The following is a 14,162-nucleotide window of genomic DNA, read 5'->3' as shown; positions in this document are numbered from 1 at the left end:
GGTGGTCACATGCTACAGCTTTATTCAACAATCTGGCGTGCCAGCGCGGGTCGGCAGATCGTCCTGATCATTCTCTCGCTGGCCGTGGCCGCACTTGCCGCCGCACCGCTGGAGTTTCAGCGTGACATCATCAATCACCTGACCGCAAAGGACACCAATCCGAACCATCTTATCCTGCTTGGGGCAGGAATGATGGCCGTGATCATGCTCAGCCTTGCTCTGAAATGGGTGTTGGGCTACCGCGCCGGGACGTTGGGCGAAGATCTCATCCGTCTGATCCGTCGCCGGTTGCTGACCCGCACGGTTGACGTGGATGAATCGGGTGAAAACCTGCGCAAAGGCACGATGACCACGGCCATTTCGGCAGAGGCTGAAGAACTGGGAAAGTTTGCAGGCGGCGCCTTTTCCGATCCTGTCGTTCAGATCGGCACCTTGATCAGCGTCATCGGATACATTTCGTCCACGCAGCCCCGGCTTGGGTTGATTGCGTTATCGATGATTTTGCCGCAGCTCATCATCGTCCTGATCTCGCAACGTAAGGTGAACGTCTTTGTCGCAGAGCGCGTTCGTATCTTACGCAAGGCCACGGATCATCTGACCGTCGACCAGATAACGGCCGTCACTCAGGAGGTTTATGACGAGTTCGACGCCATTTTCGAAACGCGCAGGCAGATGTTCATCTGGAAACTCTCAGCCAAATTCCTGCTGAGCGTGATCAACGGGGCGGGTACCGTCGCGGTTCTGATGTTGGGCGGATGGCTGGTCCTGAAAGGCCAGACCGATGTTGGCACGGTGGTCGCCGCAACCAGCGGCCTGGCTCGCATTCAGGGACCAACAGCCTTTCTGATCGCGTTTTACAGACAGGTCAGTGCCAACCGGATCAAGTTTGAACTGATGCTCGAGCTTTTTGGCCCAGATCGCGCCCGATACCGCAATCCGCCGAGCCCAAAAAGATAAGGGTCGCGCAACCCAGGTTGCACGGCCCTGCTTAAAGCAAAAACTACACCCGACGTCAGGCGCGCTCTGAGTATTCCATGGTTTCGGTGTTCACAATGATCATCTCATCCTGACCGATGAACGGAGGCACCATGACCTTGACGCCATTATCCAGAACAGCAGGCTTGAACGAGTTGGCAGCGGTCTGACCTTTGACGACCGGCTCGGTTTCGACGATCTTGCAGGTGACTTTCTGCGGCAGGGTCGCGTTCAGCGCCTCGCTTTCATAGAATTCGACAACGATGGTCATGCCATCCTGCAGAAACGGGCGGCGTTCACCCAGCAGATCGGCAGGCAGTTCGATCTGCTCATACGTTTCGGAATCCATGAACACCAGCATCCCGTCATTCTCATAGAGAAACTGCTGATCCTTTTGCTCAAGGCGCACCCGTTCAACCTTGTCGGCGGACCGGAAGCGTTCGTTCAACTTCGAGCCATTGCGCAGATTGCGCAGTTCGACCTGCGCAAAAGCACCGCCTTTGCCCGGTTTCACATGGTCGACTTTAACAGCAGCCCACAGCCCATCGTTATGCTCAAGCACATTGCCGGGGCGAATTTCGTTCCCATTGATCTTGGGCATTGCATAAATCCTTCACAAACGGTTGATGCGTCAGTTGGCGACCCTATATCTGGCGGGACATGGACTGGCAAGACAACGACACCCAGTGCTGCTGTTGCAGCGAGCCATGCAAATGACGCAACGCAACTATGCATATTAGGTGTATCCGAATCGCGCTTTATAGGTCATAAGGACCGTCACGCCGGAAATTACAAGAGCAAGAAAAACAAGGAAGACGAGATGAGAGATTTCGTTGACGGCACAGCCTTTAACAACGAACAAGGCAACCGTGCTCGTAAACTTTTTGCAGCCGTCGTACTGGCTGCGTTGGATGATGCCATCGCCGACGACAAGAAATATGGCAACGGCCCCGAGCAGATCGCTCGTTGGGCGCGCTCGCGTGATGGCCGCGAAGTGCTGACCTGCGCTGGCATCGATCCGAATGAACGGGTTGTTGGCGGACTAATGGAATTCGTTGGGCGCGGTGTGCGCACTTCGGTTGCGCTGTCGCGCGAAGAAAGCGAACGACGCAACGCGGCTCAGCAAGCAGAAGCAGCTTAAGTCACAAGCTGTTTCCCTCAAAAAAGGCGCGCCCGCAGCTGCGGCGCGCTTTTTTCGTGCGCGGATGTCGGTTTTGCCATTCGCAAGTGCCTTTCCAGGCTTTTCAAAAGCATCGCTTTCAGGTCATCTGCCCAGGTTTGCAGGAGATAGCTTTTGACGCGCGCGATCATGATTCAGGGCACCGGCAGCAACGTCGGAAAATCGGTTCTGGTGGCCGGGCTGGCGCGTGCCTTCACCAAGCGCGGCCTCAAGGTGGCCCCTTTCAAACCGCAAAACATGTCCAACAACGCCGCAGTGACTGAAAACGGTGGCGAAATCGGCCGCGCACAAGCCCTACAGGCCCGCGCTGCGATGCGGTCTGTGCATACGGATATGAACCCGATCCTGTTAAAGCCAGAAACGGATACCGGCGCCCAAATCATCGTACAGGGCCAGCGTTCCGGCACCATGAAGGCCGGAGACTACCGCAAGGACAAATCCAAACTGCTGCGCGCAGCGCTTGAGAGCTTTGGCAGGTTATGCGCAAGCTCTGATCTGGTTCTGATCGAAGGTGCGGGCAGCCCGGCTGAAACCAACCTGCGAGCCGGTGATATTGCCAATATGGGATTTGCTTGCGCAGCAGGTGTCCCTGTCATTTTGGTAGGCGATATCCATCGCGGCGGGGTAGTCGCCCAGATTGTCGGAACTCAGACCGTTCTGGATCAGACCGACCGCTCGATGATCCAGGGCTTTGCGGTCAACCGGTTCAAGGGCGATATTAGCCTGTTCGACGAAGGACGGGATGACATCTCGGACCGCACCGGATGGCCGTGCCTTGGGGTTGTTCCCTGGTTCCAGGATGCCTGGAAACTGCCCGCCGAGGACATGATGGACATTCGCTCGCATCGTGGTGGCAAATGCAAGGTCGTGGTGCCACAGCTTGAACGGATGGCGAATTTCGATGACCTCGACCCGCTCTCGGCGGAACCGGATGTTAGTGTCGAGATCATTCCGGCCGGCCGGCCCCTGCCCGGCGACGCAAATCTGGTTCTGTTGCCCGGCAGTAAGTCAACGATCGGAGACCTGACCTATTTCCGCAAGCAGGGCTGGGATATCGACCTCTACGCCCATGTGCGCCGGGGCGGGCATGTTCTGGGCCTGTGTGGCGGCTATCAGATGCTTGGGAAAACCATCTCGGACCCTGACGGCGTGGACGGACGCCCCGGTACCGTCGCGGGGCTTGGGTTGCTGGATATCAGCACCATTATGGCCGGACAAAAACAGGTGACACAGCGCTCGGCCAAAGCGTTAGAGACAGGTGATCCCGTCTATGGTTACGAAATTCACATGGGCCGGAGCGAAGGGCCGGATTGCGGGCGTGCCTGGTTGGAAATCGACGGCACCGCCGAAGGTGCAACCAGCGCGGATGGCCGTATCCGCGGCAGCTATCTGCATGGTATTTTTACATCTGACGCGTTCCGCGCCAACTATCTGAAGCAACTGGGTGCAGCGTCGCATATCTCTTACGAAGACGGGGTTGATCAAACCCTTGATGATCTGGCGGATCACCTTGAGCGGCACATGGACCTCGACATGCTACTCGCGCTTGCGCAACCGCCAAAAGGCGGCTGAGTTCTATTCCAAATCCTGCGCAGCCAAGGCCCGATTGATCTCACGCCGCACCAGCTTTCGCACATTTCGGGTAATGCGTTCACCCAGCGCGCCCTGCAATTCCTGACGAACGATTTTCGACACCATCTCGCTCAGCATGTCTTCGTCAACGACGGGAAGCCCCGATTGTACGGATCTGGTGGGTGCTTGATCTTTTGCCTCAACAACGGCACCGGGATTGCGCACAAATGTTGCAGCAGAGTCGTCCTGTTCATCACCTTCGCCCAAGGCAGCGGAGGCTTCATTCTCGGCCTTCCAGTCCATCGCATGCGTCCGCGTCCCAGCATAGGCATCGTCGCTTTCGCCATCCGGTTCCCACTGATCTTCAGTACGCGCTATCGCCGCCTCAAGCGCTTCTATCTTTGCACTGAGACTATCCGCCAGATCAGCCGGTTTGTCGGGCTCGCCAGACTTATCGGCCGGGCGCATCGCTGTATTTCCGGGCTCGACAATATCGCACGACCGCAACCGCATGGGCTTTGACAGGTCGTTGGCGGGCGCCTGCGCTGCATCCGTCAGCTTTGCGCCAACGGTATTGTCAGTCCGCAGCCGCGCCTCCTTGCGCTCCTCGGCAGCATGGCTTTCCACGCGCAAGGCATCCGTCAGGACCAGACGACCGGCCTTGGGTGGGCTTGCAGGCGACGTCTGCTTGGGGGCTGTACGCCCTTCCTCGCTGACCAGACGTTTGACGGATGACAGAACATCCTCTGCGCCTGTTTTGATAGTGCTATCTGTCATTGTTCTCTACCGCTCTAGCCTTTGGCGCGAGTGTAGCCAAACAATCCTGACCTCACAACAAATAGTAACGCAGCTCAGTCGCGGCGCAACGCTTTGAGGACACGATCCAGATCGCGGCTTTGTTTACTGACCTGAGCTGGCGCTTTTTTAACCAAGTTGTAATAAAGTGTCGGATCGTAGATCTGCACCGCAAGCCCCAGGCGTTCTGCTGTCAACAGACCCTGCGCCTGCAACAGCTGATACGCCGCAAGCGAACGTTCGGTCCGCGAGGCTACCTGTGCAAGCTGCGCATCCAGCAAATCCTGCTGAGCCGTCAGCACATCCAGAGTGGTCCGGGCACCCAGCGTGGCTTCTTCGCGAATTCCGTCAAAGGCCACCTGCGATGCGCGCACCCGCTCGTTCGACGCGGTCAAACTGGCGGTTGCGGTTTCAAAGCGCACATATGCATCGGTTACACCTTGCGTGATGTCCTTCTGAACATTCAACAGGTTCGCCCGCGACGCGTCCCGCGTTGCGATCGCGCGCCGAACAGTAGCAGCAAGACGGCCACCGGCATAGATCGGCTGGTTGAATGTCAACGCGATGCCCGCGTCGTTGGTGTAGTTGTCATCGTCATAGCTCTCGGTCACACCCACATCGGCATCCAACGAGACATTCGGCCCCAGGCCTGCACGCTGCTGCTGTACAACCAGATCCAGCGCACGCACCTGATGTTGCGCCGAAAGGATCGAGGGGTGATTGCGCTGTGCGAGGCTCTGCGCCTCAGCCACCGAGCGTGGCAGGTTTGGCAGACCGGGCTGACCGGCCGTGCGGCCCGGCAGTTTGCCTACGGCATTGACATACTCGGCCTGCGCCGTGCTCAGCGCGCCGCGGGCATCCGCCAGATCGGCCCGCGAGCTTGCAAGCTGGGATTCCGACAGGGCGACGTCCGTGCGCGTGACCTCTCCAACCTCAAAGCGATCTTGTGTGGCGCGCAGTTCCTCGCTGGACAGATCAACGTTGTTCTGGCGGATCTGGACAGTCTCTTCCTCAAGCAGCACCCGCAGATAGGCGGTCGCCGCGCGGAACAGTACCTGCTGTTCGATGTCAATCAGAGACTGACGGGTCGACAAAACCGTTTCCTGCGCAGACTGCTTGCCAAGCACAGATGCGCCACCATCGTAGATCAGCTGACTCAGCGTCAGCCCCGAAAAAAACAGCGACGGCTCAGAGGTTGTTACAACCGTTCCGGTACGCGTTTTGGTGAAATCCTGACTCACCCGCACCGTCCAATTGATGATCGGACGCAGGGCAGACAATGCAATCGCAACATCTTCATCAGCCGCACGCAAAAGCGCACGGTTCTGTTCGAGCAGGCCACTGGAATTGTAAGCGCCGATAAATGCATCCGTCAGGTTGTCGGCCCATACCTGTCGTCCGGGCACCACAGCCATCGCCAGACCAGCGGCCATCACCATGGCTCTGACCAGCTTACTTCCAGCCCTTCCACGCATACCCAATTCCTCTCAAATCAAAATAACGTAGCTGCACGAGCAGTTTGCGCCTTTGTTTTCAACTAATCAAGGCGACAGAAAAATCTGATCGCCTACTATAGCGAAAATGCACTGTCTGCAACAAACGCAGGCAAGACAGGCGCGCTGGCATTGAACGCATCGCGCCAGGTGACGTTGCCGGCGGACTTGCGGCCAATGCGCACCGTGCCCAATTCGCCTTCCACAAACAGGCAAGCAATTCTGCCATGGTCTTTCAGCTGATCCAGCAGAGCCTCGGGCAGCCGCTCGACCCCACCCTGAATGATGATCACATCATAGGGTCCGTGTTCTGCCGCCCCTTGCTCGGGCGGTCCGGTATGAATGATGGCGTTGTCGATATTGGCGTCCATCAAATTTGACTGCGCCTCTGCCGCAACACCCTCATCCAGTTCGACCCCGACGACAAGTTGCGCCATGCGCGCGGTCACTGCAGTCGAATACCCAAGCATCGGAGCGACATCCAGAACCACTTCATTATCGGAAATATTAAGCGCGTCCAACATCTTAGCCAGAGTACGCGGTTCCAGGAGGCACCGCCCATCGCCCAGATCCATCAAATCGCCGACATAGGCTGCTTCACGATGCGAGTCTGGCACGAATTTCTCACGCTCAACCGTCAGCATCGCATCGATGATGGGAAACTTGGTCACATCCGACGGACGAATTTGGGTATCTACCATGGTAAGGCGGCGGGCTGCGAAATCTGTCATGTGATCGCTCACTCTATTTCCCTAGTGTTGCGGCTTGTGCCACATTAAGAGATCACCGGCAACGGGGCTGGCCTGTGAAACTGCACAGAACTGACAAAATGGCGCGTACTATTGTCGGACGCAATAATTGGCCTCAACCGCTCCATTTTTTACGCAACCCGCTGGACCTTGGTATTGAAAGCTGCTAGAAGGCCCATCACACCACAGCAAGTAATTGATTTTACTTATAAAGGCGAGTTGGCGGAGTGGTGACGCAGCGGATTGCAAATCCGTGTACACCGGTTCGATTCCGGTACTCGCCTCCATTTATTCCCAAGCAGTTAGCTCTTTGATTTCAGTGTCGCCGCTAAGCCGTTCAGAGTAACGTTAACATCTTCGTCCGCACTTTTTTCGCGCCTTGGGGAGTGTTGCCTTTTGACTCGGCAGTATTGACGATCAGTATTCTATCGTCGCGCCACTTTGCCGAAGATAAATCCCGCCAGACCACCCCACCAATGCCCATGTCAGATAACGGGCACAAAACTAACAGATGCGTGATATTTCAGTGCTATACCAAAGTATTCTTTGCGCTCTGTTCACTCTCAATCCAATACTATCCTCATCCTCGTCGTTTGCGGAGCGTTCATGCGAGTCAGTGTAGGCATAGCTGTATCCATGCTTGTCGCCCTTTCCATCGGGGTGTCGACTTTCATCGTTCATTCCCTCTGGTGGACAACGGCGCGCGACAACAGCCGTATGCTGGCGGCAGAGATTAACAGCCAGATCGCAAATACCGTTCGCATCGAAGTCGGATTGACGCTCAGATCTGCTGAGGCCGCCTGGGCCGCAGTGCGTACGATCTTTGTGCAGAATGTCATCGCTACGCGGCAGGCTGACAAGCGGGAATTTGTCTTTCTGTCGCAACTGCAGGCGCAGCCCAATATCTCGTGGATTTTCTTTGGCTGGCCGGACGGAAACTTTTTCGCGTCTCACCGGTTGGGCGATGGCGGCCTTGAGATGGTCGAAATCGACAAGAACATCCGCGACGGAATGCTGAGAACCGACAGGTATATCTTCATTCCCGGTGATATCCAGTTCGAAGAACGGACCTTTGTCGAGACATCTTATGATCCGCGCGATCATGCCTGGTTTGATAACTTCATGGGTCTCAACTCAACCGGCTGGATCGAAGCGCGCGACCTGCCGGGCAGTAACAAAACCGTCTATGCCTATGCGGGTCCGGTCGACGTCAACCGGACCCGGCAGGGCGTTCTGTCCGTTGCCATCGAAACCGACAGGCTGTCGCGTTTTCTGGCAACCCTAGCTCCGGGTGAATTCGGTGCGGCCTTTATTCTGGATGCCGAGGGCAAAGTGATAGCGGTTCCCGATGCCGAAGCTGATGAGGTTACGCCCGCGCGGATGGGAGAAGGAAATCTGTATGAGGTTGCAATGATCTCGGGCGAGCAACTGTTGGGCGACCCTGATGCAAAAGCAGCAGGAAGCCTGACCAAGCGGGTTGTTATTGACGATGTACCTTACGCGGTCGCCCTAACCCCCCTCGGGTTCTATGGCTGGCGCGTTGCCACGGTAATCCCGGAATCTGCCTTTCTTTCGGGGATCGACAAGACGCTGATAAATCTTCTCTATATCCTGATCGGCGTGGTGGCGGTTGCCACAACCCTTGCGATCTGGCTGGTGCGCAGCGTCGTTGCAAATCCGTTGGCGCGGATCGCCGAAGACCTGAACAGGATCGAACGCTTTGATGTCGAGCGTATTTCGCGCAGACCCTCGAAACTGTCTGAGCTGGCCAATCTTTCTGCCGCCACTGCCAGCATGGCTGCGGGCCTGTCGGCGTTTCGCAAATACGTGCCCACTGATCTGGTGCGAATGTTGGTCGCCGAGGGTATCAAGACCCAACCCGGCGGCGAGATGAAACAAATCTCGGTATTATTTTGTGACGTCACCGGTTTCACCGGGCTGTCCGAAAAGCTTGGCCCCAAGATCGTCGAGATGATGGAGCCCTTCTTCAGCGCGGCCTCAGCGGCCATTGCGCGCCACGAGGGTACCATTGACAAGTTTATGGGCGACGCGGTGATGGCGTTCTGGGGCGCACCCCGCAAAGACATCGACCATGCCGAGAACGCCTGCTGTGCAGCGCTCGATTTGGTTTCCGCCGTCGAAAAGGCAGCTATCGAAGACGAAGCAGGCAACCGCCTGCGCATCAGGATCGGGCTGAACAGTGGCGAAGCTCTGGTCGGAAATATCGGATCCGAACAACGGCTCAACTATACCGCAATTGGTGATGTCGTGAATGTGGCCAGCCGACTGGAGGGCGCGAACAAGGACTATGGGACCCAGATCCTCATCGGTCCCGAAACCCGTCGCGAAGCAGGGGATGCCATCATCGTGCGCGAACTGGATACATTGACAGTATTTGGGCGCAGTGAAGAGCTTGTGGTTTTTGAACTGATCGCAATGGCCGAGGATGTCGATGGCGTGCCGGACTGGGTTGAGGCCTATGAACAAGGGTTGGCATATTACCGCACGCGGCAGTTTGAGCAGGCGCTCAAAGCGTTTGAAACCGCCGACCGGATGCGGAACGGAGATGTGGCCTCTGCCTCGATGATATCCCGCATCCGGCCGTTGATTGACACGCCACCGCCGAAAGGCTGGCGCGCCGTCACGAACACCGAAAAAAAGTGATCTGTGCTAACCTCAGGAAATGACGAAGGCCGCGATGTCCTGAGGTCAGGACATCGCAACCCCGTCTGTGATCGGCACGCATCAGCCCATCACACGGCTGCAACAGATCGGTGTTTACCGCTCGGACTGCAAACGGCGCCCCTTTCGGGCGGCTGGCCATTGTGCCCGTCAGCCCTGACGCTCGCGGCAGAGCTGGTTATTGGTCTCGTCGCTTTCATCCACCACATCATGGAAATCTGCGGTCACGCAAATCTGGCAATCAGGATCAAAGCAGTTTCCGCCGGGCGGGCTGGTGAATGTGATGGTCTGCGTGGCACCGGGTGCGAGCGCGCCGGTCGGACGATCCACCACAACTGACTGGCTAGGGTCCATCCGCGCCCGGGCTGTGCTTGCCAACGCGGCCCCCTGCCCGATATTGGCGACTGTTGCGCGGACCCGCGTGCGACACGACCCCGCGCCGGTCGGGCAGCTCACCTGCAGGCTGGCCATATCGATATCGCGCACCACAAGATCGGCACGCTGCGGCGGGCGCGGTCTTTCGGTGCGATTGCCCGTGACTTCAATCACCTGCATCGTGCTGACCCCGTTTGAAGGCGCACTCCCACTCGGCGGTGCGGCGGAATAGACCGCGCGCACATCCACCCGCGCGTCGGTCTGCAGGACAAACATGCCGTCAATCAGGGGGGTCGGCAACGTGCCGTCGAACACTTCGCGGCGCAGCAGATCGCAATCTGCCAGCACCGCATCGTCATAGCGCAAAACCCCTTCGCCTACCTTGAAACGCTTGCCGGCCATCAGCCCTCCGGGTGGCAGGGCAGTCGCGATCTTAAGGTAGAAACGCACGTCGCGATTATGAGGGTTATGGATGTTCAGCGCAGTTGCATAGCGGCCCGGCACAACCATCAAACTGTCCGGGTCGTCCTGACGTCCGCACAACAACTTGGCGACATATTCAAAGCCCAACGGGCGACAACGAATGCTAGTGTCATTCGCCGGGCATTCGGTCCGCAACCGGAAAGCATCTTCGTCGGTCAGCTCAACCTCGGGAGAATCGAATTCAGCCCCCTCCCCGGACGCAAGCACGCGATAACGCAGAAACAACCAATCCTCGGCACCCATCAGTTCCTGCCCGGGCGTGGGCGCGGGATTACCTGAATTGTCGACGCCACATTCGCGGATGCCGCGATCATTGACGTCAACCGCGACGGTGCCGGGGTCCGGGAACGGGTTCGCGCCATCCCAGTCCAAAGCACCATCGCCCCGCCCGGTCAGCCATGACGCGCCACCGTCAGCGCTCCAACGGGTCTCAAACGACCCGTCGTTGATGCCGATGCTCTCGTCCAGAGCGGATTCATCCAGCGGATCAAGCGCGCTGCGCGAGTAATCAAGCACAAGCGCGCCCGCATCGAGGTCATTCAGCCACCTGGTCTGGAAGTTATAGTTCATCACACTGAGGTAATTGGGCTTGCAGTTTGTTCCGTCCTGCCCGCCATGCCGCAAGGACAGGGTATGGCCCAGCTCATGCATGAACGTGCCGGCCTGCTCTTCGAGCGTGCCGAAGTTGTGGCCAGTCACCGGATCGACGCCCCATTGAGAACCGCCCAGCGTCACCAGGAAATCGCCGCTTCCCTTGGCCCGACCCGAGGAACCGCCGCCGTCATAGCGATGCGCAAACAGCGCCCAGCGGAACGCCAGAGACTTGACGGCCAGAATGGCGTCGGCGTTCGGGGCATCCCGCTCGGCCTGTGTGCCGAACCACTGATCGCGCAGGTCATCGAACCCGTCCCAGGTCGTGATATTGTCCTGATGGGGGATCTGGTCATCTTCGATCACGATCAGGTCGATCCCCTGCGCACCGCCACCCGGATTGGGAACAGGCGCCGCCGCAAAGGCATCCACCACTTCGTCAATGGCATCGTCCAGCGGGTTGTGATCTTCCATGAAATCAACCTCGATAAACAGTGTCTTGCGCATCGGATCGGCGCCCAGCGCCGCCAGATTGATATCGATCATCCCATCGCAGTCGGCATCGATACCTGTGGTTTCCCAAAGGTCGGGCAAGGCATCCCCGTCCCGGTCCCCCAGCTGTGCAATCGCCAGCGCGCGTACGCTGCGCGAATTTCCCCAGCCCGATCCACCGTTGTCGACAAGCTGTACAAAGTTGTTGTCGGCATCATCGCGCACCGCCCACCGCATATTGGGGCCCGCGCTTCGGCCCAGCACGATTTCTGCAGCACTGTCGGCATCCAGATTGCCGACAGCCAATGCGGAAATGCCCCGGCTTGCTCCGCCACCGCTGTCCGACATAAGCTGCGCGAAGCCCGCATTGGCGTCGTCGCGTACTTCCAGGCGCATACCACCCCCGCCATTGCGGCCCAGCACCAGTTCGTCACGCCCGTCATTGTCCACGTCCCCCGCAGCCATCGCGGTCACCCTGCGGCTATTGCCCCAGCCGTCACCGCCATTCTCGAGGATGAGCGCGAAGCCTGCGCTGGCATCGTCGCGCACTTCCCAACGCATGTTTGGCCCGTTGTTCCGGCCAAGGGCCAGCTCAGGAATGCGGTCTCCGTCGAAATCGCCCGCAGCCATTGCCGTGACGCCGCGACCGTTGCCCCAGCCCTGACCACCATTTTCTTGAATAAGCGCAAATCCGGCTTGTGCATCATCGCGTATCTCCCAGCGCATATTGCCGCCGCTGTTGCGCCCGATCGCAAGTTCGTCCAGGCCATCGTTATCAAAATCGGCAGCGGCCATGGCGGTGACGCCGCGGCTGTTGCCCCAGCCCTCGCCGCCATCCGCAAGGATCAGCGCAAAGCCCGCATCTGCGTCGTCGCGCACCTCCCACCGCATATTGCCGCCGCTGTTGCGCCCGATGGCAAGCTCGTCCAGACCATCGCCATCAAAGTCACCCGAGACCAAGGCGGACACGGCACGCCCAACGCCCCAGCCCTCGCCGCCGTCATCCAGCAGCAGGGTAAAACCCGCCTGCGCGTCATCACGCACTTCCCAGCGCATGTTTGCCCCGGCATCGCGCCCCAGCGCCAGCTCGGGGCGACCGTCGCCATCATAGTCGCCCCACGCCAGCGATGTGACCGAACGCTCGATACCCCAACCGTCGCCGCCATCGGCAAGCCCGGCAAAGTCACCGAATTGAGGGGCGTGAACCTCCCATCGGGCGTTGGCGCCATCATTGCGGCCTATGGCAATATCGGTTCCGCACACCCCCTGCGCCAACGCAGGCGTTGCGGCAATCAAACTGCTTGTGATGAAGAAGTAGGAAAAATGAAATCGAACAGACATGGGTTCTGTCTCCATGCATTGCTTATGTGAAAATATTACAAGTTAAAATTGAGGAAACTCGTGCCAATAATGCTGGGTCCTCACTTCAAGTGTACCATCAGAACCCTTGTCACCGTGGTTCTATCCCGATTGCTGGCGGGAATTGGCGGATTCCTGCTTGGCCCGAGAAAGTAAAAACAGGTCACCAGGGCCAAACAACCGGAGGCGGCAGGGCCTGCGAACATCGGATGCAGGGCCCAAATGCAGGTAGCGCCGCGCCGTGTCAGATACGCTAGCTTTCCAGACGGTCCGGACCATCACCATACATGAAAGCACCCAGCAACTTTTGTGCATTGCAAACAGAGTTTTGGCGGGCGGGTATGGTTTACCGAACTTGCCGACTGCTCCAAGAGGGCGTAATTCAAATGCTGTCATACAGCCCGGAGGATCCTTTTGAGCCGCACCGTTCGCATCGCCATTCGGGGAACACACCATATCCTGCCCGGAGATCCCGTGAGTTCGGGAACATTGGACGCTCAAGTTGGCCGGAACAGTGGCTACTTGCAGGGAAAAACCGGCGTCAAACAACGATATTACGCGAGAGATGTCAGCCAGATCGATATGGCCGTCGCAGCCTGTCATGGAGCGCTGGCGCAGGCAGGGATCGCGGCGGATGATATCGATCTGGTTATCTCTGCCACCGGCATTCCCTTTCAGACGTTGCCCTCCACGGCCCCGCTCATCATGCGTGAGCTGGGGCTAAAGGATGGCTCGGCTGCCGCGTTTGATGTGAACAGCACCTGCACCAGTTTTCTCACCGCGCTGGAAACGGCAGGTCATCGGATTGCGGTCGGGGCGTGCCGCAAGGCCCTGATTGTGTCCTCGGAAATCGCTTCCCGAGGTCTGCCCTGGGCCGAACAGCCCGAAGTTGCCGCGCTGTTTGGCGACGGCGCTGCGGCTGCTGTCGTAAGCGCCGCGCAGGACCAAGACCTCGGTATCCGCGCGAGCCTTATGCGGAGCTATCCATCAAAATACGAAGCATGTGAAATCGCAGCCGGCGGAACGCGTCTTGATTTTCACAAAGAGCCGGATGAATTCGCCCGACAAACGGTTTTTCGGATGAACGGATCCGATTTGTTCAGAATTACCCTGAGGCATTTCCCCACCTTCGTAGACGAACTTTTGGAAATGGCGGGCTGGCAAAAAGAAGATGTGAGCGTCGTCATACCGCATCAGGCCAGCCCGCATGCTTTGGCCCATATGGCCGATCAGACCGGCTTTAGCCCCGCACAGATCGTCGATCTGTCGGCGGATATCGGCAACCAGATCGCCGCTTCCCTGCCGACCGCTCTGGACCACGCGCGGCGTGATGGCAGGGCGGCTCCGGGCGCGCGCCTCTTGATGTTGGGCACATCGGCGGGCGTGTCGTTTTCTGGCCTGGCGTTGCAGACGTAA

General features: G+C 58.3%; 11 protein-coding genes and 1 tRNA gene. 6 read left to right on the top strand and 6 right to left on the bottom strand.

The window, feature by feature from the left end; all coding sequences use genetic code 11:
- Positions 1-9 precede the first annotated feature (9 nt).
- Complete coding sequence (locus ACR0I7_RS01520; RefSeq protein ID WP_480507733.1) at positions 10-957, top strand: ABC transporter transmembrane domain-containing protein; 948 nt, start codon at positions 10-12, stop codon at positions 955-957.
- 55 nt (positions 958-1,012) lie between these two features.
- On the opposite strand, the gene efp is transcribed toward ACR0I7_RS01520, so the two are convergent.
- A complete protein-coding gene (gene efp, locus ACR0I7_RS01515) occupies positions 1,013-1,576 on the bottom strand; it encodes an elongation factor P (protein WP_480507731.1) in 564 nt (187 codons plus the stop codon).
- Between the two features lie 219 nt (positions 1,577-1,795).
- On the opposite strand from efp, the gene ACR0I7_RS01510 reads away from it, so the two are divergent.
- The gene (locus ACR0I7_RS01510; RefSeq protein WP_155151640.1) at positions 1,796-2,116 is read left to right on the top strand and encodes a DUF6280 family protein; all 321 of its coding nucleotides are present in this window, start codon (positions 1,796-1,798) and stop codon (positions 2,114-2,116) included.
- Positions 2,117-2,133: 17 nt separating this feature from the next.
- Here ACR0I7_RS01510 and ACR0I7_RS01505 read toward each other — a convergent pair whose 3' ends face one another.
- Positions 2,134-2,286, bottom strand: coding sequence for a hypothetical protein (locus tag ACR0I7_RS01505; RefSeq protein WP_480507729.1), 153 nt, complete (start codon positions 2,284-2,286; stop codon positions 2,134-2,136).
- On the opposite strand from ACR0I7_RS01505, the gene ACR0I7_RS01500 reads away from it, so the two are divergent.
- Complete coding sequence (locus tag ACR0I7_RS01500) at positions 2,285-3,727, top strand: cobyric acid synthase (RefSeq protein WP_480507728.1); 1,443 nt, start codon at positions 2,285-2,287, stop codon at positions 3,725-3,727. The genes ACR0I7_RS01505 and ACR0I7_RS01500 overlap by 2 nt on opposite strands.
- Before the next feature lie 3 nt (positions 3,728-3,730).
- Here the strand turns inward: ACR0I7_RS01500 and ACR0I7_RS01495 are convergent, their stop codons facing one another.
- The 3 genes from ACR0I7_RS01495 to ACR0I7_RS01485 form a co-directional block, all read right to left on the bottom strand.
- A complete protein-coding gene (locus ACR0I7_RS01495; protein ID WP_480507726.1) occupies positions 3,731-4,504 on the bottom strand; it encodes a hypothetical protein in 774 nt (257 codons plus the stop codon).
- Positions 4,505-4,578: 74 nt separating this feature from the next.
- Positions 4,579-5,997, bottom strand: coding sequence for a TolC family outer membrane protein (locus ACR0I7_RS01490; RefSeq protein WP_480507724.1), 1,419 nt, complete (start codon positions 5,995-5,997; stop codon positions 4,579-4,581).
- A gap of 95 nt (positions 5,998-6,092) precedes the next feature.
- Positions 6,093-6,746 (bottom strand): protein-L-isoaspartate O-methyltransferase family protein, encoded by a 654-nt coding sequence (locus tag ACR0I7_RS01485; RefSeq protein WP_480507722.1) that lies wholly within the window; start codon positions 6,744-6,746, stop codon positions 6,093-6,095.
- 231 nt (positions 6,747-6,977) lie between these two features.
- Here ACR0I7_RS01485 and ACR0I7_RS01480 point away from each other — a divergent pair.
- Both ACR0I7_RS01480 and ACR0I7_RS01475 read left to right on the top strand, forming a co-directional pair.
- A tRNA-Cys gene (locus ACR0I7_RS01480) sits at positions 6,978-7,051 on the top strand.
- Positions 7,052-7,370: 319 nt separating this feature from the next.
- Positions 7,371-9,428: an adenylate/guanylate cyclase domain-containing protein gene (locus ACR0I7_RS01475; RefSeq protein WP_480507720.1), complete on the top strand. Its 2,058-nt coding sequence runs from the start codon at positions 7,371-7,373 to the stop codon at positions 9,426-9,428.
- A 168-nt stretch (positions 9,429-9,596) separates the two neighbouring features.
- Here the strand turns inward: ACR0I7_RS01475 and ACR0I7_RS01470 are convergent, their stop codons facing one another.
- A complete protein-coding gene (locus ACR0I7_RS01470; RefSeq protein WP_480507718.1) occupies positions 9,597-12,728 on the bottom strand; it encodes a CARDB domain-containing protein in 3,132 nt (1,043 codons plus the stop codon).
- A gap of 432 nt (positions 12,729-13,160) precedes the next feature.
- Between ACR0I7_RS01470 and ACR0I7_RS01465 the strand changes: the two genes are divergently transcribed.
- Entirely contained in the window at positions 13,161-14,162 is a 1,002-nt protein-coding gene (locus ACR0I7_RS01465; RefSeq protein ID WP_480507716.1) for a 3-oxoacyl-ACP synthase III family protein, read from the top strand.

It is taken from the genome of Ruegeria sp. AM1 (genome assembly GCF_056540745.1).
The sequence above is the reverse complement of the archived record's forward strand: the minus strand, read 5'-3'. Positions and strand labels throughout refer to the sequence as shown.

What these genes read in the sequence shown, in the direction of transcription:
- ACR0I7_RS01520 (WP_480507733.1), top strand. Translation starts at nt 10, where the DNA reads ATGCTACAGCTTTATTCAACAATCTGGCGTGCCAGCGCGGGTCGGCAG.
- efp (WP_480507731.1), bottom strand. Translation starts at nt 1,576, where the DNA reads ATGCCCAAGATCAATGGGAACGAAATTCGCCCCGGCAATGTGCTTGAG.
- ACR0I7_RS01510 (WP_155151640.1), top strand. Translation starts at nt 1,796, where the DNA reads ATGAGAGATTTCGTTGACGGCACAGCCTTTAACAACGAACAAGGCAAC.
- ACR0I7_RS01500 (WP_480507728.1), top strand. Translation starts at nt 2,285, where the DNA reads ATGATTCAGGGCACCGGCAGCAACGTCGGAAAATCGGTTCTGGTGGCC.
- ACR0I7_RS01505 (WP_480507729.1), bottom strand. Translation starts at nt 2,286, where the DNA reads ATGATCGCGCGCGTCAAAAGCTATCTCCTGCAAACCTGGGCAGATGAC.
- ACR0I7_RS01495 (WP_480507726.1), bottom strand. Translation starts at nt 4,504, where the DNA reads ATGACAGATAGCACTATCAAAACAGGCGCAGAGGATGTTCTGTCATCC.
- ACR0I7_RS01490 (WP_480507724.1), bottom strand. Translation starts at nt 5,997, where the DNA reads ATGCGTGGAAGGGCTGGAAGTAAGCTGGTCAGAGCCATGGTGATGGCC.
- ACR0I7_RS01485 (WP_480507722.1), bottom strand. Translation starts at nt 6,746, where the DNA reads ATGACAGATTTCGCAGCCCGCCGCCTTACCATGGTAGATACCCAAATT.
- ACR0I7_RS01475 (WP_480507720.1), top strand. Translation starts at nt 7,371, where the DNA reads ATGCGAGTCAGTGTAGGCATAGCTGTATCCATGCTTGTCGCCCTTTCC.
- ACR0I7_RS01470 (WP_480507718.1), bottom strand. Translation starts at nt 12,728, where the DNA reads ATGTCTGTTCGATTTCATTTTTCCTACTTCTTCATCACAAGCAGTTTG.